19 protein-coding genes are annotated in these 17,776 nt (G+C 35.6%); 1 reads left to right on the plus strand and 18 read right to left on the minus strand.

The features are described 5' to 3' along the window. Positions 1 to 41: 41 nt before the first annotated feature. The 15 genes from atpA to rsgA form a co-directional block, all read right to left on the minus strand. Entirely contained in the window at positions 42 to 1,643 is a 1,602-nt protein-coding gene (atpA, locus tag L3049_RS17770) for a F0F1 ATP synthase subunit alpha (RefSeq protein WP_275111171.1), read from the minus strand. 80 nt (positions 1,644 to 1,723) lie between these two features. Next, positions 1,724 to 2,272: an ATP synthase F1 subunit delta gene (gene atpH / locus L3049_RS17775; RefSeq protein ID WP_275111172.1), complete on the minus strand. Its 549-nt coding sequence runs from the start codon at positions 2,270 to 2,272 to the stop codon at positions 1,724 to 1,726. A gap of 79 nt (positions 2,273 to 2,351) precedes the next feature. Further along, positions 2,352 to 2,846, minus strand: coding sequence for a F0F1 ATP synthase subunit B (gene atpF / locus L3049_RS17780; RefSeq protein ID WP_275111173.1), 495 nt, complete (start codon positions 2,844 to 2,846; stop codon positions 2,352 to 2,354). Positions 2,847 to 2,943: 97 nt separating this feature from the next. After that, complete coding sequence (gene atpE / locus L3049_RS17785; RefSeq protein WP_275111174.1) at positions 2,944 to 3,201, minus strand: ATP synthase F0 subunit C; 258 nt, start codon at positions 3,199 to 3,201, stop codon at positions 2,944 to 2,946. A gap of 61 nt (positions 3,202 to 3,262) precedes the next feature. After that, positions 3,263 to 4,348 (minus strand): F0F1 ATP synthase subunit A, encoded by a 1,086-nt coding sequence (gene atpB, locus L3049_RS17790; RefSeq protein WP_275111175.1) that lies wholly within the window; start codon positions 4,346 to 4,348, stop codon positions 3,263 to 3,265. Positions 4,349 to 4,595: 247 nt separating this feature from the next. Next, a complete protein-coding gene (locus tag L3049_RS17795) occupies positions 4,596 to 4,988 on the minus strand; it encodes a hypothetical protein (RefSeq protein WP_275111176.1) in 393 nt (130 codons plus the stop codon). Positions 4,989 to 5,006: 18 nt separating this feature from the next. Beyond that, complete coding sequence (locus L3049_RS17800; RefSeq protein WP_275111177.1) at positions 5,007 to 5,252, minus strand: AtpZ/AtpI family protein; 246 nt, start codon at positions 5,250 to 5,252, stop codon at positions 5,007 to 5,009. Then, positions 5,239 to 5,607, minus strand: a complete 369-nt coding sequence (locus L3049_RS17805; protein ID WP_275111178.1) for a bactofilin family protein — start codon at positions 5,605 to 5,607, stop codon at positions 5,239 to 5,241. Before L3049_RS17805 ends, L3049_RS17800 begins: the two co-directional genes overlap by 14 nt. 356 nt (positions 5,608 to 5,963) lie before the next feature. After that, entirely contained in the window at positions 5,964 to 6,962 is a 999-nt protein-coding gene (locus L3049_RS17810) for a beta-ketoacyl-ACP synthase III (protein ID WP_275111179.1), read from the minus strand. Between the two features lie 223 nt (positions 6,963 to 7,185). After that, on the minus strand, positions 7,186 to 7,371 hold the full coding sequence (rpmF, locus tag L3049_RS17815; protein WP_129254103.1) for a 50S ribosomal protein L32: 186 nt from the start codon (positions 7,369 to 7,371) through the stop codon (positions 7,186 to 7,188). A 16-nt stretch (positions 7,372 to 7,387) separates the two neighbouring features. Beyond that, positions 7,388 to 7,951 (minus strand): YceD family protein, encoded by a 564-nt coding sequence (locus L3049_RS17820; protein WP_275111180.1) that lies wholly within the window; start codon positions 7,949 to 7,951, stop codon positions 7,388 to 7,390. A 157-nt stretch (positions 7,952 to 8,108) separates the two neighbouring features. After that, on the minus strand, positions 8,109 to 9,254 hold the full coding sequence (locus L3049_RS17825; protein ID WP_275111181.1) for a sensor histidine kinase: 1,146 nt from the start codon (positions 9,252 to 9,254) through the stop codon (positions 8,109 to 8,111). Between the two features lie 95 nt (positions 9,255 to 9,349). Beyond that, positions 9,350 to 10,381 (minus strand): tRNA 2-selenouridine(34) synthase MnmH, encoded by a 1,032-nt coding sequence (gene mnmH, locus L3049_RS17830; RefSeq protein ID WP_275111182.1) that lies wholly within the window; start codon positions 10,379 to 10,381, stop codon positions 9,350 to 9,352. A 66-nt stretch (positions 10,382 to 10,447) separates the two neighbouring features. Then, positions 10,448 to 11,215, minus strand: a complete 768-nt coding sequence (locus tag L3049_RS17835; protein WP_275111183.1) for a TIGR00266 family protein — start codon at positions 11,213 to 11,215, stop codon at positions 10,448 to 10,450. A gap of 87 nt (positions 11,216 to 11,302) precedes the next feature. Continuing rightward, positions 11,303 to 12,229, minus strand: a complete 927-nt coding sequence (rsgA, locus tag L3049_RS17840) for a ribosome small subunit-dependent GTPase A (protein ID WP_275111184.1) — start codon at positions 12,227 to 12,229, stop codon at positions 11,303 to 11,305. 153 nt (positions 12,230 to 12,382) lie between these two features. Here rsgA and L3049_RS17845 point away from each other — a divergent pair, with 153 nt between their 5' ends. Beyond that, positions 12,383 to 13,150, plus strand: coding sequence for an exodeoxyribonuclease III (locus tag L3049_RS17845; protein WP_275111185.1), 768 nt, complete (start codon positions 12,383 to 12,385; stop codon positions 13,148 to 13,150). A 54-nt stretch (positions 13,151 to 13,204) separates the two neighbouring features. Here the strand turns inward: L3049_RS17845 and L3049_RS17850 are convergent, their stop codons facing one another. The 3 genes from L3049_RS17850 to L3049_RS17860 all read right to left on the minus strand — a co-directional run bounded on the left by L3049_RS17850 (position 13,205) and on the right by L3049_RS17860 (position 17,681). Then, positions 13,205 to 14,791, minus strand: coding sequence for an aspartate:alanine exchanger family transporter (locus tag L3049_RS17850; protein WP_275111186.1), 1,587 nt, complete (start codon positions 14,789 to 14,791; stop codon positions 13,205 to 13,207). Positions 14,792 to 14,918: 127 nt separating this feature from the next. After that, positions 14,919 to 15,629 (minus strand): dipeptidase PepE, encoded by a 711-nt coding sequence (gene pepE / locus L3049_RS17855; RefSeq protein ID WP_275111187.1) that lies wholly within the window; start codon positions 15,627 to 15,629, stop codon positions 14,919 to 14,921. Between the two features lie 45 nt (positions 15,630 to 15,674). Continuing rightward, on the minus strand, positions 15,675 to 17,681 hold the full coding sequence (locus L3049_RS17860; RefSeq protein WP_275111188.1) for a tetratricopeptide repeat-containing sensor histidine kinase: 2,007 nt from the start codon (positions 17,679 to 17,681) through the stop codon (positions 15,675 to 15,677). Between the last annotated feature and the right edge of the window lie 95 nt (positions 17,682 to 17,776).

Here is a 17,776-nt window from a genome sequence, read left to right on the forward strand (position 1 = left end):
AAACTAAAAACCAAGAACAATCAACTTTAAGCTTTTATACTTTATTTATATTTTGCAGAAATTTCAGCAGCAACAGATTTCATAACATCCTGTGCTTCTTGAGTATATTTTCCTGCTCCCAACTCGCTTAAAACATCTTTGTGCTTCAAGTCCATCAAATCAATAAAATCAACTTCAAATTCTTTTACTTTTTCTACAGGAACATCTCTTAAAAGTCCTTGGGAACCACAGTAAAGAATAGCTACTTGCTTATCAACAGTTACTGGAGAATATTGACCTTGCTTAAGAATCTCAACATTTTTAGCACCTTTGTTTAGTACAGATAATGTTGCCGCATCCATATCAGAGCCGAACTTGGCAAAAGCCTCAAGTTCACGATATTGTGCCTGATCAAGTTTCAAAGTACCTGCCACCTTCTTCATCGATTTAATCTGAGCATTACCCCCCACACGCGATACCGAAATACCTACGTTAATAGCCGGACGAATACCTGCATTAAATAAATCTGACTCAAGGAAAATCTGTCCATCTGTAATCGAAATTACATTGGTTGGTATATAAGCGGATACATCACCTGCCTGAGTTTCAATAATTGGAAGTGCAGTTAAAGAACCGCCACCTTTAATAATTGATTCTCCATTCTCATCCTTAGCCTCAACTAAACTTTTTGGTAAATCATTCATCTGACGAGCAATATCGTCAGAATCGATAATTTTTGCCGCACGCTCTAATAATCTTGAGTGAAGGTAAAATACATCACCTGGATATGCCTCACGCCCTGGTGGACGACGAAGTAGTAGAGAAACCTCACGATACGAAACCGCTTGTTTCGATAAATCATCATAAATAATCAAAGCAGGACGACCTGTATCACGGAAAAATTCACCAATAGAAGCCCCTGCAAATGGTGCATAAAATTGGAGTGCAGCAGGATCAGATGCAGTTGCCATCACAATAGTTGTGTAAGCCATTGCGCCATGATCTTCTAATGTTTTAGCAATATTTGCTACCGTAGAACCTTTCTGCCCAATTGCAACATAGATACAATAAACCGGCTCTCCTTTGTCGTAAAATTCCTTCTGGTTGATAATGGTATCAATCGCAATGGCAGTTTTACCTGTCTGACGGTCACCAATAATCAACTCACGCTGTCCACGGCCAATAGGAATCATGGCATCAACCGATTTTAAACCTGTTTGAAGAGGCTCAGTAACTGGCTGACGATACAAAACACCAGGTGCTTTACGTTCCAAAGGCATCTCATAAGTTTTACCTTGTATCTCACCCTTACCATCAACTGGTTCACCAATGGTATTGATCACACGCCCTAACATACCTTCTCCCACATTAATGGAAGCAATACGTTTTGTTCGTTTTACTGTATCTCCTTCTTTAATACCCTGAGATTCGCCAAGCAATACAGCTCCAACATTATCCTCTTCAAGGTTGAGAACGATACCTAGAACTCCGTTCTGAAATTCGATAAGCTCGTTTGATCCAACGTGTGACAAACCGTAAATACGGGCAATTCCATCACCCACTTGTAGTACGGTTCCAACTTCTTCAAGTTGTGCTTCGGTTTTAAGACCTTCTAATTGTTGTTTTAGAATTTCCGAAACTTCAGCAGGTTTAATACTAGCCATATTTATACTATTTAAACAATTTATAGTGCCTTAAGTAATATCAATCTTACTGTGTTTAAAGGAAAATTCCAATAAACACCTTATTTATTGTGATTTGAAAGTAATTCTCTTTTAATTTTATTCAACTGAGTGCTTACACTTGCATCCAATTGTTGATCATCAACACGAAGTACAAAACCACCAATGATATCCTTATCCAGAACTTCTTCTAGCTCTATTTTTGAATCGAAAGCTTTCGACAAAAGAGTACTCAAATTTTCCTTACTACCCTCTTCAATAGTTGTTGCGGAAGTAAGAGTCGCCGATAAAATTCCTTGATCTTTACGACACAAGGCTAAAAAATTTCGAGATATGTCCTTCAAATAAATTTCCCTTCGATTTTTAACAACTAAATCTAAAAAATTTAGGGTAATCGCATTTATTCTATCTCCAAATATTTGCTTCATCGAAGCGCGTTTTTGAGATGTTTTAATGACCGGACTTTCCACCATCAGCCAGAAATCCTTCACTGTATTGCAAAGCTCATCAACAAGCTTCATATCAGTCACAATTGTGTCTAATACGTTCTTTTCTTTTCCTAACTGAAAAAGAGCTTTTGCATATCGAACCGAGATTTTACTTTCGTTCATATCTTCTTAGATATTAGTCCCAAAAAAATTTCAGGATAAGATATGAGATCTGCTTTAACAACTCCCACTCACTCTTTTACTAATTCAACTTTACTTCGTCCATCAACTTTTTGAAATAATCCTTCTGTTGCTGGTCATCAGCAAATTGCTGACGAAGAATTTTCTCTGCAATCTCTACTGAAAGCAAGGCAACCTGTGCTTTAATTTCACCCAGAGCAGCTGATTTTTCACTTTCAATATTGATACGAGCTGATTCAATTACTTTATCCGCCTCAAGCGTTGCTTTTTGCTTAGCTTCACTAACCAAAGTAGCACCCAGCTCTTTTGCTTCTTTTAGCATTCCCTCACGCTCTTTTCTAGCCTCCTGAAGAATTCTTTCGTTGTTGGCTTGTAGTTTAGCCATCTCTTCTTTTGCACTTTCTGCAGAAAGAAGCGCCTCCTTAATAGAATCATTACGCTCTTCAATTGCATCAACAATCGAAGGCCATGCAAATTTCTTCAAAAGAAAAAACACACTTGCAAAAGCAATAAACATCCATATGAAAGTTCCCAATTCGGGAGTTACTAAGCCCATAGTATTCTATATTAATTCACTTAAAGTGATGTTAACTTCAAATAATTACCACAATTTGCCGCAGACAATCTCTTATGGCAAATTGTGGATTATGCTATTACAATACGATAGCTAACAAACAAATGATAATTGCAAATAAAGCAACCCCTTCAATAAGGGCAGCAGCAACAATCATGTTAGAACGAATATCTCCAGCAGCTTCGGGTTGACGGGCGATACTCTCAAGAGCAGATGCACCAATCTTACCAATACCAAAAGCAGCGGCAATAGCAGCAATACCAGCGCCAATAGCAGCACCAAACTTTGCAAGACCTGCAGTTGCAACGGCCTGAAGAATAATTGATAATGTAATCATAGCGTTCTTAGTTAATTGATTAAAAACTATTAAAAGCTCCAATTAAGGAGTAAATAAATTCTTAATGATCTTCTTCTACTGCCATTCCAAAATAAAGAGCAGATAAGAACGTAAATACATAAGCTTGAATTAAGGCAACTAGAAGTTCAAGCACATTCATAAAAATAACGAAGCCTACAGAAATAACAGATGATCCCAGTCCAAGTGTAGAGCTCATTTCTCCAAAAATGAAAATTAAAGAAATGAATGACAATACAATAATGTGCCCCGCAGTGATATTTGCAAAAAGTCGAACCATCAATACAAATGGTTTTGTCATCATACCCATTAGTTCAACCAATGGCATCAAAGGCACAGGATACTTCAACCACCAAGGTACCCCAGGAGTGTTAAAAATATGTTTCCAGTAATTCTTATTCCCATTCACTAAGGTAATAATGAACGTGAACAGAGCAAGTACCATTGTAATAGTAATATTACCGGTTACATTAGCTCCTCCAGGAATAAATGGCATAAGTCCCATAAGATTATTTAACCAGATAAAGAAAAAAATGGTCAACAGGAATGGAACGAATTTTTTATATTTTTTTTCTCCAATTGCGGGTTTTGCAATTTCGTCAACTACAAAAACAATGATCGGTTCAAGCATGGATTGCATCCCTTTAGGTGCTTGTCCTTTTCTTTTGGTGTAGGCTTTCGCTACTGATACAAATACCCATACTAGAATGAACATACTAATGAGCATGGCAACCACATTCTTAGTCATAGAAATATCAAAAGGACGCACTTGCTGTCCATTTACCATTTCGACTACTTTACCTCTGTATTCACCTTCTTTAGCTAATTCAAAACCATTATAAGATGAATGACCGTGATGAAACTTACTCGACATGAAGATATGAAAGCCTGAATGCTGAGAATAAACAATAACAGGTAAATGAGCCTTAAAATGAAAATCACCATATGAGAATACATGCCAATCGTAAGCATCGGCAATATGATCCATTATAAAACTTCCCGGCTCGAACTTTTTCTTTTCATGTGTTTCATGAGAAGTATGTTCTTCATGCTTCTCTTCAGAAGCAAAAGTAGGTACAACAGTACTCACAAGGAAAATAATCAACAGTAAACGGTAAATATGTTTCATACGTAAAAAGACTTACTTTTAATAACTGCCAAACAATTTGGTTTGATATTAAACCCAAGCTATCTATTTTTGGATTTATTTGATCTAATCTGCTTAATGTGTTAATCCAAACCCTATTTGAACTAACAATATTTTCAAGAATGATTACTCATTCACTTATTACTTAAATCATCCAATAAAATATTGGTGATTCTCAATTTTGTCACCCAAATTTAATAAAAAAACTATTGCATGTGACTTTTTATAATCATTTAACATTTCCAGACCTTAAAGTATTAGATAAAGTTACTACATCGTAAGCTGTATATACGATGTAACAAAATCCAAAATACAGGACAAAACTCAATGCATTCGCACGATCCAGCAAGACATAAACAATTACAAAGCTAAGATGTGCGAATAGTTTTATTCCGAACCAAGCCATGTAATTTGTATTGAAAACTCGAGGATTATTCTTAACAGAATTAAGCAATTTGTAATGCTGAAAGGAACTAAGTAGAAAAAAATACAAAATTACAAAAGGAAAAATATAATTAAACCAAGGCTCTAATATCGTCAAATACATCAGAACTGATATTGCCAATAGTACTCCGGATATGATTCCCAGATTTAGAATGTATTTTTTAATTGATTTTTCCATGTTGATATTTAAATATGCTTACTTATTTCTAAGCAAATCTTTTAAAGCAAAATAAAGAGATAAAACAACACCTAAAAAAGCTCCGATTATTGTAAAAAGAGGAAATTCTCGTTCTAAAAATTCATCCAACTTCATTCCTCCGTACAAAACCAAAAGAATAATTATAATCATTTGAAAAGCAAGACCAGAATATTTTGCAATACTTCCAACCTGCTTTTTCCGCTTTCCAAAAGTGTCTATCCTATCCTTTTTATTTTTTTTCATCCTTTTTAGGAGCTTGTTCGCCCATTTTACATGTTCCTGTGAACTTGGCACCAGGCTCCACTGAAATTTTATCTGTAGCGATATTTCCTAAAATAACCGCTGTATTTTTAAGGTTAACCATTTCCGATGCCATGATATTTCCTTCAACACGGCCAGAAACGTCAATTGTTTTACACTTTACATCACCTTCAATTTTTCCAGTGTTTCCTACAACAACTTTTCCATTCACGTCCATTTTCCCATTTAGATATCCATCAATTCGAATATCTCTAGATGCTTTAACATCACCTTTAATAGATGTTCCGTCACAGATTAAATTAACTGCGGTTGGCTGTACTTCGTTGTTTCTGCTCATTTTATTTTTTTTACTAAACATTTTATGATCGTATTGAAATATAATTTCGAGTATTATTAGTACTTATTTATCGCTAAGTCGGCAAATAAAAACCAAAACAAGATTGAAAAACATCAGCAATTAGTAGCTATGATAAAGCGTCTACTCCATCGCTATTCTTTTCATCCTTAGTATTCAATCAACTCAATATTATTAAAAATAGTATCCCCATACGGGAAAAGATCTTGCAATACTCTAATGCAAGCCATACAAATATAAAAAATTGGATGAGAAATACCATTTAATTCAAACGATTACAAACAAAAAAAAGGCCTCCAAATTGGAGGCCTTAGTATATTTTAAAATCTGTTTTTGTCTTATTTAGGATCGTATCCCCATTTAATGAAGATTGAACCCCAAGTAAAACCGGCACCAAATCCTGATAGGATAATGTTGTCGCCTTTTTTCAGTTGGTTTTCCCATTCCCATAAACACAATGGAATTGTAGCTGAAGTGGTGTTACCATATTTTTCAATATTGATCATCACCTTTTCTTTAGCTAAGCCCATACGTTTTGCAGTTGCTTCGATAATACGGTTATTAGCCTGATGAGGAACTAACCATGCTAAATCATCTGCAGTCATATTGTGTTTCTCCATCATTTCAACAGATACATCAGCCATGTTAGATACCGCGTGTTTGAATACGTGGTTTCCTTCCTGGTAGATGAAGTGCTCGCGAGCATCAACTGTTTCATGACTTGCTGGTTTGCATGAACCTCCGGCTTTTTGATGCAAGTGCTTGCGACCAAAACCTTGAGTATGCAACATCTCATCAATTATACCTACGTTCTCAGTTGTTGGTTCAAGAAGAACCGCTGCTGCCCCGTCACCAAAAATAGGACAAGTTTGACGATCAGTATAATCAACAATTGATGACATTTTTTCAGATCCAACAATGATAACTTTCTTATACATTCCGGATTGGATGTATTTAGAACCTGTTGCCAGAGCAAAAAGAAAACCTGAACAACCAGCATTCAAGTCGAAACTGAAAGCATTGTTTATGCCTAATTTATCGCTAATAATGTTTGCTGTAGCAGGGAATTGCATGTCTGGTGTTACCGTAGCGCAAATCACCAAATCAACTTCTTCAGGAGAGGTATTGGTTTTTTCAAGCAATTGTGCAATTGCTTTAGCTCCCAATTCAGAAGAACCTTGTCCTTCGCCTTTTAGAATTCTTCTTTCTTTGATACCAATTCGGGTCATGATCCACTCATCGGTTGTATCAACCATGGTGCTCAGTTCTTGATTGGTAAGAATGTAGTCAGGAAGATAAGCCCCAACTCCTGTAATTACTGCGTTTATTTTTGTCATTACTATGCTTACTTAGTGTTTATCAGATAGATTCAGCTTTCTTCTATACAAATTCACATACTGCCGTAAGAGAACAGATTAAGAAATACGAGCATAAGCTGATCGTTTTCACTAAGTCCCCCTTAGAAAAGTTTATGAAAATGTATAATAAGCAAAATTGCTCCAAAGAATATTCTAAGGAGCAAATTTACTATTGCGTTAAACCTTATCCGTAAGAATTAGGTTATGCTGTAACTTCTTTTTCAATCGCTAATTTACCTCTATAGTATCCGCACTCAGGGCAAACAGTGTGGTATTTAGCAGTTGCTCCACAGTTTGAGCAAGATGCTAAAGTAGCAGGAGTCGCTTTAATATGAGTTCTTCTCTTATTTCTTCTCTGCTTCGATGTTCTGTGTTTTGGATGTGCCATTTTTCAACCTATTAAACTATTTATTATCAATCAATTTTTTTAATTCACTCCATCTCGGATCAATTTCTTCTTTCTCCGAGTGTTCGTTTAGTTTTTGAATCATTTCTTCGTTGCAAGTGTTGAACCCATCTTCGTCGTCCGGATGGACAAAGCTTAAAGGTAAGCTAAGTGAAAACAACTCATAAATGTAATGTGCCGTCTCAAGTTCGTTTACTGCTTCTGAAATAACAATTACATCTTCTGCCAGTTCTTCGCTTTCATCTCCAAATTTCACGTAAACAGAGCTTTCGCCACTTATTTCCACATCCATTTGATCAAGACAACGATCACAGGCTATCTTCAATACCCCATCCAATTCAATGGTAAGAGTCATAACCAATGTCTTCTTTTCCAGTGTAACTTTCACTGAAACGTCAGTTTGGTATGCATCTTCCTCTTGAAAATGCTCAAAGAATTTCTCGTCAGCAGTGAATTCGAATTCATGACTGCCATCTTTTAATCCTTTGTAAGGAATCGTGTATTTTGCTAAATAATCCAAAATGCTCAAATAAAACTTTGCAAAAGTATAAAAATTAATCATACGTCTTTACAAATTACAACATCTTTTTTGACATGACCAATCAATTATTAATCTGAATGCCAGTTTCAATGCTTCAATTCCTATAAAAACGGGGTGCAAAAATAGGTAGATCTTTGGAGGTTTCAAAAAAAAACAAGCTATTTGAAATCCAATTGTTTCAATTTAGAGGTAAAATAATCCTGAAGACCGCACCACTACCCATTTCTGAACTTACAACAAATATTTTTCCTCGGTGATAATTTTCTATAATTCGCTTAGAAAGTGATAATCCTAAGCCCCATCCACGCTTTTTAGAAGTGAATCCAGGCTTAAAAATCGTTTTAAACTGATTTCTAGCTATTCCTTTTCCTGTATCACTAATGTCAATTATTAATTGATTTGCTTTGCTAGAAAGTGAAAATTTCAATTGACCTTTTCCTTCCATTGCATCGACAGCATTCTTAGATAAATTTTCAATTACCCATGAAAACAATTCTTTGTTAATCGGAATTATTTCATTTTCTACATCTTCTTTTTCTAAACTATATTCAACTTTATCAGAGGTTCGCTTCTTTAAATATTCTATACTGCTATCCAAAACATCAACAATGTTGGAAAATTTAAGAACAGGTTTAGATCCTATTTTAGAAAAACGCTCTGCAATCACTTCTAAACGGCTCACATCCTTTGCCATCTCTTCTGATAGGTTTGAATCAATTTTACCATCTTTAATCAGCTCCATCCAAGCCATAAGAGAGCTTATTGGCGTTCCCAATTGATGTGCAGTTTCTTTCGACATACCAAGCCAAACCTGATTCTGTTCTGCCGATTTTGAATAAGAAAAAGCCAAATAGGCAATTAGAATAAAAGTAATAATTGCGCCCAATTGAACGAATGGGTACCATGCCAATCGTTTTAGTAAGTTAGAATCGTCGAAATAGATATAGTTTTTGCCATTTACAAGATCAATTTCAATGGAATGGTCCTCTTCCCTCATCTCTTTTAATCGCTTCTTTAAAATACGATCTTCTTGCTTTTCGGAGAAGGCAATATTACGGTGTGCAACAATATTGTCATCATCATCTACCAAAATAACAGGTATGGTTTCATTCTCTTCCATAATCCTATTAATAAGACTTACATCTTGATTGGGATTTGCATCTAAACTGCGTAAACCAGCAGCCCATAACTCTACCTTTTTGACTTCTTCGTGAGCCAACTTATCCACCAGGTTACTGGTGTAAAAAATTGAGCTCAAAATAATTACAAGAGCAATCAGTAGAAAGTAAATTTTCCAATGACGGTTTTTAAGATAGATTTCCAAGGTTTCGAGTTCTAAGGTTTCATTAAAGATAACGACAAATCTTCTGATTTCTTATCCTCATTATTGAAAGCGTTTCAAATATCAAGAAATTGGGCTTATTTTTTTAGTTTTCCGTAAAAGTTCAAGACTGCTTCGGCATTTTCTTTTGGAGCATCTCTTTCAACCTGAAGCGGATGAATTGTTTGCCCCTTTCGCTTTTCCTGGCCATGCTTATAGGCCTTATCGTAATAAGTTAAGGTAATATCCGCGACAGCATGAAAATCTCCTTTATCGAGGCTCTCAAAGGCATTTTTAACATTTAAACCACCTAGCCTTTTTTCAATTTTAAAAACCAAACCTTTCAACAGTTCAATATCAAAGCAAGCATATTCCTTTACCAAGCGTTTAATTCGCTCTTCTTTCGGAACATCTAATCGAATCACCTCCGCTTTTCTCATTCTTCCAAATAAAACATCATTAATCCGCACTGTTCCTACAGAATTGCTTTCATCTTCGATCCAAATTGGTCGATTAGCGTCAAATCCGGACCAAATCTTAGCTAGTTCGTTTTCAAAATGTTCTGTCGTAGGCTGATCAGCTTGCCCTAATGCACCAAAAGCAGATCCTTTATGGTTGGCAATACCTTCAAGATCTAAAACTTGTTCGCCCATTTCAGTTAGCTTGTGCAAAACTTCAGTTTTACCGCTACCTGTGTAACCTCCAATTACAACCAATTCTGATTTCTCTTGAAACTGATCCCGATTATAGCTTCTGTACGCCTTGTAGCCACCTTTTAACAAGTAAACCGTAAATCCAGCTGTTTCGAATAGCCAGGCCATGCTGCCGCTTCGCATTCCACCACGCCAGCAATGTATCAGGATTTCACCATCAACTGCAATTTTCTTGGCTCTTCTAACAAACACTGATAGCTTTGGGCCAACCAATTCTAAGCCCAGAAGTACGGCAGCATCTTTACTCGAACGCTTATATTTTGTTCCGACTAGTGCACGTTCTTCATTGGTGAAAATTGGAATGTTGCAGGCACCGGGAATGTGCCCTTGCTCAAATTCAGCAGGTGTTCTCACATCGATAATCGGAATGTTTTTTCCTTTTTCCAGAAAATCTTTTGGATTAAGTACGGTAGCCATTTGTTCGTTTTATTTCAATAAAATAGCACGTAGAATTTACGTGCTTATTTTTGTTATTTTCTTTTGTTAATCTTCTAGAAACTCTCCAAGAATGGAGCTTGCTCCTTTTGATCGATTTTCTCCAGCAGGAGATATCGCTTTTATTAATTTTCTAATTGGCATGGATTGCAACCAAACTTTTCCAGTTCCCTTTAAGGTTGCTAGAAACATACCTTCACCACCAAACACCATGGACTTTAAACCGCCGGCTTTTTCTATTGAAAAATCAATACCTTCTTCAAAAGCTACGACACAACCTGTATCAACTCTTAGGGTTTCGTTATTCAATTGTTTCTTTATAACAGTACCTCCTGCATGAACAAATGCTTTACCATCACCTTGCAGTTTTTGTAAGATAAAACCTTCGCCACCAAAGAATGTTGCTCCTAATCTTTTATTGAAAGCAATACTGACCTTAGTTCCAAGAGCGGCACAAAGAAAACCATCCTTTTGAACGATTAGCGAGCCTCTTGACTGACTAAGATCAATAGGCATAATTGTTCCCGGGTAAGGAGCAGAAAAAGCAACTTTAGCTTTTCCATAGCCTCTGTGTGTAAAGTGAGTTAGGAAAAGAGATTCTCCTGTAATCATACGAGAACCGGCTGAAAGTAATTTGCTAAACAAACCAGCTTCCGGTTCAGAACCATCGCCCATTTTAGCTTCGAATTGAATGCCTTCTTCCATATAAGCCATTGCTCCAGCTTCGGCAATAACTGTTTCGTTCGGATCCAACTCAATTTCGACTAATTGAATGTCGTTACCGTATATTTTGTAATCTATTTCGTGTGAAGTCATGTTATAAGAATTGTAAGTTATAATTCCGACAAGCATCGGAAATGAGATAAGAAAATTACAATTCCTAAGTAAGAAATCATAATTTTTCTAAATTCTATACTTGCTATCCTCATCTTCCATAATCATGCCCAAGTAGCTTTCGTATCGGGTCATGCTAATTTTTCCAATTTCGACAGCTTCCTTTACTGCACATTTAGGTTCGTGCATATGTGTACAATTGTTGAATTGACAGCTGTTTGATATTTTGAAAATCTCCAAAAAGAAATGAGACATTTCCTCTTTTTCCATATTAAAGGTTCCAAACCCTCTAATTCCCGGCGTATCTATAATATAGCCTCCAAAATCGAGCTCGAACATCTCTGAAAAAGTAGTTGTGTGTTTTCCTGAAGAATGAGATTCTGAAATTTCACCTGTTTTCAGTTCCAAACCTGGCTGTATGTGGTTGATTAGAGTTGATTTTCCAACGCCGGAATGACCAGAAAGCAAATTTATCTTGCCTTTTAATGCTTCTCTAATAATTTCTAAGTGTGTACCTTCTTTTGCGGATATTTCGTAACACTTGTAACCAATCGATTCGTAAATTCCTTTTAACTCAGCCAATCTTTCCATATCGTTTGGACGATAACGGTCAACTTTATTAAAAACCAAGTTTACCGGAATATTATAAGCTTCTGCAGCGGCCAGAAATCTATCGATAAATGTTGTTGTTGTAAGAGGGTAATTAACTGTTACAATCAGAAAAGCGTGATCGATATTAGCTGCAATAATTTGGCTACTTTTTGAAAGATTAGTTGATTTACGGATGATGTAGTTTTTGCGATCTTTAATCTTCACAATAACATTAGCATCCTTATCTTCGTTAAATTCAACAATATCGCCCACCGAAATAGGGTTAGTTGTTCGAATCCCTTCCATACGAAAACGTCCCTTTATTCTACAGTCATGAATTGTTCCATCACTTGTTTTAACGGTATACCAACTTCCTGTTGATTTTATGACTAATCCTTCTTTCAATGCGCTTATTTTTATTACAAAAGTAGTTGATTCCAAGCAATTTTAGACTATTTCCTTTCATTTTCTGATTTTTTAACAAATCTCCTTTCACATTCTGGCCAATCAGGTATTTTCTTTTTTATCTTTATTCACTCCAAATAAAAAACATACGCTATGCGAAAAATAATAAGTTACAATGTAAATGGAATTCGTGCCGCTTTAGGTAAAGATTTCATTGGCTGGATAAAGCAGGAAAACCCAGATATTCTTCTTATACAGGAAACTAAAGCACAACCTGAACAGATCGAAACTCATCTTTTTGAAGAATTAGGTTATCATTGCTACTGGTTTTCTGCAGAAAAAAAAGGATATAGTGGCGTTGGTATCTTGAGTAAGATAAAGCCTGATCATGTTGTTATTGGTATTGACAATCCAAAATATGATGTAGAAGGAAGAGCTATTCGTGCTGATTTTGGAGATGTTTCTGTTTTTAGTACTTACCACCCTTCGGGAACTACTGGAGGTCCTCGTCAAGATTATAAAATGGAATGGCTAGCCTATTTTCAAGAATACATTACTGAATTAAAAAAGGAAAGACCTAATTTGATTATTGGTGGCGATTATAACATATGCCATAAGCCTATAGATATCAGTAGGCCAGAAAAAAAGAAAAACGTATCGGGCTTTTTACCCGAAGAAAGAGAATGGGTAAGTCAGTTTATTGATAATGGTTTTATTGACAGCTTTAGAGAGTTTGATCAATCTCCAGATAAATATAGTTGGTGGAGTTACAGAGCTGGCTCCAGAGGGAAAAACCTCGGCTGGCGTATCGATTACCATATGGTTAGCGAACCATTGCGTGACAAGCTAAAAGGAGCTTCTATTCTTGCAGATATCGTACACTCAGATCATTGTCCGGTTGTAGTTGAAGTTGATTTTTAAATCCGTCAAATAATTATCAATCCCGAAGAGAATTCCTTTTCGGGATTTTTTAATTTATATCATACTGACAAGTTGTACGCATACAATTAGAAAAACCATAGCAATAGGATAAACTGTTGCATAAGCAATAGCCTGAGCATTAGAGTCAGTCATACCGTCAACGGCAGCTAAACCTGGTGTACTGGTCATACTACCGGTAAGAGCACCCAATAAGTTAAGAAGGTTCATTTTAAGCCAATAGTGGCCGATTAATGTGGTGATAATCATTGGGATTAATGTGATTCCTATGCCAACGCCGAACAAAACTAAACCAGATTCTTGGAATGTTTCAACTAAATGTGAACCTGCGCTTGTTCCAACTACCGAAAGGAACATTAGTAAGCCTAGTTGACGAAGCAATTGATTCGCTGTTCCAGACATGGTCCATAAAACCGGACCCGTTTTTCCGATTCTACTAAGCACTAAGGCAACCATTAAGACGCCACCTGTTAATCCAAGCGAGAAGGTAAAATCATCCGAAAATGAAATCTTCAGCTTACCAACTAAAACACCTAATACGATACCGGTTGCAATTGGGAAAAAGTCGGTGTCGGATAATTTTTTAACATCGTTACCAAAGAGATGACGAACGTTATTGATATTCCCGGTACCACAGGCCACAATAAGCTTATCTCCAAAACGAATAATTGATTTTGAACTAGGAGCAATATCAATACCCGCTCTTCTGATTCGTGTGATTCGAGCATTGTAATTTGATAATACATTTAGCTGGCCGATTGTCTTATTTACGACATCTTTATTGGTAACTAAAATACTTTCAACCACATAATCTACACTTAAAGGAATCTTTTCCTGAGTTTCCTCTCCAATAAGCAGTCTGGCTTTCTCAATAGCTTGTTCAGTTCCAATTAGCTTTACGATATCCCCTTTTTCAAGTCTTGTGGTAGGCAAAGGCACAATTGTTTTTCCTTCATGCATTATTCGAGTAATGTTGGCTTGTGTCATAGCACGAACTTTTAGTTCACGTATGGTCTTACCAACTATCTTTTCATTTTCAACAACAAAATTCTTATTGACTAATTCTGGATTCTGTTTTAAAATCTCTTCTTCTAATTTATCAGCCTCTTTTTTAATATTAACAGCAGTTAATTTTGGGTATAACCTTACAAAAAGAATTACACCAATTACACCAAATGGGTAAGCAATACCGTAACCGATAGAAGCCATTGGTGATTGAGTAGTTTCAATAGCTGCAGCTAAACCAGGCGTACTGGTTAGTGAACCAGTTAATAATCCAATAGCAATATTCATATCGACTTGAAATACGATAGCTAATAAAAGGGTCACCAAAGATGCACTTCCTACCAAGATCAGAGCTAGTAAAATTAACTCTCTACCATTTTTTTGAAAGGATTCGAAAAATCCTGGTCCGGCTTGAATACCTATGGTGAAAATAAATAGAGTTAAACCAATTTTTTGAATGTCAATAGGAATACTTACACCAAAGTGGCCAAATACAAGAGCGACAAAGATAACAGCAGAAACATCAAGAGAGATGCCTTTTATTTTAATGTTACCAATTATAAATCCGATTGCAACTATTAGAAATAGAACGAAATAACTTGATGATAATAAATCCATTTAAGAAATCTTTTAAATAATATGAAAACCAAGAGGCGATTCCCAACAAGAGCACAAAGGTAAAAATTCAAATGAAAAAAAGCGGTTGAATTTAATTCAACCGCTCTAAATTATTATTTACTGATTCTTATTTCATCAAGAAATTAAAATCATCAGAAGCTTTTAATTCATATGGCTCAATACCATTTTTAAATATACGGCACTCTCTATCACCTATTAAACTGATTTTGCCATCCTCAACCAAGAACATGGTTGCTTCTCTTAAACCAGCTACATACATATCAGGGTTTAATACTAAGAACTCATTGATTCTATCTTCGCGAGTTTCTCCACCGTGTCCTTCCGGGTTTTTATCCAAATAGTGAGGATTAATTTGGAATGGGATCAGATTTAAAGCCTCAAAACCAAGAGGATCAATAATTGGCATATCATTAGTCGTTTTAATTGTAGGGCAAGTTAAATTTGAACCAGCACTCCAGCCAATATAAGGTGTTTTACCATTGATTACTTTGTTACGAATGGCATCAGTTAGATTAAATTTATGAACCATGTGTAAAAGGTTCCATGTGCTTCCACCACCAACAACAATAGCTTCCGCTTCTTCAACAGCTTTTATAGGATCTTCAAAACGATGTATAGATACAATATCGTGACCAACCTCGTTGAATCTATGCTTTACTTTTGCCTCATAATCATCAAAAGATACGGTAACACCAGCATAAGGAATGAATAATGCCTTAATTGGTTTATCTCCTAAAAACTCTTTGATATTATTCTTTGGGTAATCTAAATATTCTTCACCAGGATTGGTTGAGTTACTAATTAATAATAGTCTCATTATTTTAAAATTTAGTTTAAGCTGATGTGTATTTCAGCTTTAAATTTAATTATTTACTAAGGAAAGTAAGCTCTCTTTTTCAACAAATTCTAGATATTTATCATTGCCCATTGGTCTGCGAGGAATTATAAACGAAAAAGTACTTCCCTTATCCACTTCACTTTCGACCATCATTTGACCATGGTTCTTCACTAGAAAATCTCGACATAAGGTAATTCCCAAGCCAGTACCTTTCTCATTTGCAGTACCATCTGTAGTTTTTCCTTCGTAGATATTCTCAATCTGTTCTGGCATCATTCCAATACCATTATCAATTACTGAAATCTTAACAAAATACTCGCCTATTTCCGATTTAATTTCGATACTTCCCTCTTTGTGCGTGAATTTTATTGCATTGGAAATCAAATTCCTAAGAACCGTATTGATCATGTTCCAATCGACATATACTTCTACAGAAGCATTAGAACTTGTAAATAATTTAATCGATTTAATTTTAGCCAACTCAGCTAATAAACCGATGTTTGAATTAATTATTGAACTTGCATCAACCATTTGCAAATTAGCTGATATGGTTGAAGTTTGATTCTTTGCCCAAAACAATAAATTCTCTAACAACTCAAATGAGTTATCTGCCGAATGAAAGAGAGACACCAAAAATTCTGTTTTATCCTCTTCGCTTAGGTTTAATTCTTTATCGGTTAGCATCATGCGTAAACCATTGCTAATATTTCCAATGGATCCTCGTAAATCGTGAGCAATTAATGAGAACATTTTATCTTTCGTTTTATTGGCAGTTCTCAACTTATCTTCACTGTCTTTGAGACGTTTCATTGCTCCTATGAGCTCTTCCTGATGCTGACTAACCAAACGATTTCTCAAATACAGTAATTCATTGTCTTTTAGGTTGTTTCGATATCTAAAAGTCAATAAGAAGATAACAACAAGTAAGACTAATAAAATTAGCAAACCAACTGTATATTGTCTATTGATCTCTAACTGTTGTGTTTGATTTTCGTCTCTCAACAATTGATTCTCTTGATTTTTCACATCTTCAATGTGTCTGGAATCCAAATCATCAATTTTATTAGATAACTGTTCTGATGCTATCGAATCCTGATAAGCCTGAAGATTTTGATGCGCCAAAACTGACTTTTTATAGTTCCCCAATTTGGTGTAGTAGAGTGATAAATACTTGTAATAACCTCGAAATAATCTTTTAGAATTTAAATGAGAGGCAATCAAGTATCCTTTATCAAGATGATGTTTAGCTTTTTCTAATTCGCCATGATCCAAATACAATTCACTCATATTCAACTCGAACAAGCCGATTTTATTATTTGGAACTTTCGATTTGTAATAATCAACAGCTTCACGATAAGTTCGAATCGCTTTTAAGGTATCTCCCATTTCGGTATACAAACTTCCAATATCATTCAGAGCGTCACCAACAATTACTCTATGAGCCATTTTTTTACCCAAAGCCAAAGCTTCTTGCAGGTAATCCAAAGCTTGATCATGCCTATCAATCGCCTTGTAGTAGAGTCCTAGCAAATTTAAACAGCTTGCTATCCCTACTTTATCATCAATATTTTCATAAATCTTTTTTGCTTCAAGCGTATAGGTATACGTCTTACTATATTTTCCTGATTGATAATAAACCGTGGCTAATTGACGGCTAATATCCGCCATGTCTTTTAGAAGTTTATGATCTTGAGCAAATCGATATGCTTTCAATAAATAATCCAGAGAGTTATCGTACTGGTTATCGATGTAGTAGGCAGTTCCTACATAATACATCGCTTTTATGATTTCGTTATCATATTCTAGGCTTTGAGCCAAAGCAAGTGCTTGCAATCCTTTAGCGATTCCTTCTCGAGGTTCTATTTCCCAATAAACCTTACTCATTTCAAGCAAAGTCTCCAATTTCTCTTGGCCGTACACATTTTCATAACGTTTATTCAAACTATCCAAACTTGTTTGAAAACCGGCGAAAGTAGGTAAGACAAGAAGAGCAGAAAAAAAACAAAATAAGAGTAGGGATTTCTTTTTCATGCCACTAATATACTATTTTATGACACATAATTCAACATTCGTCAAAACTGATCTGTATATAAATAAAAATGCCAGATCCTAGAAGAATCTGGCAT

The organism is Labilibaculum sp. DW002 (genome assembly GCF_029029525.1).
Classification (GTDB): domain Bacteria; phylum Bacteroidota; class Bacteroidia; order Bacteroidales; family Marinifilaceae; genus Paralabilibaculum; species Paralabilibaculum antarcticum.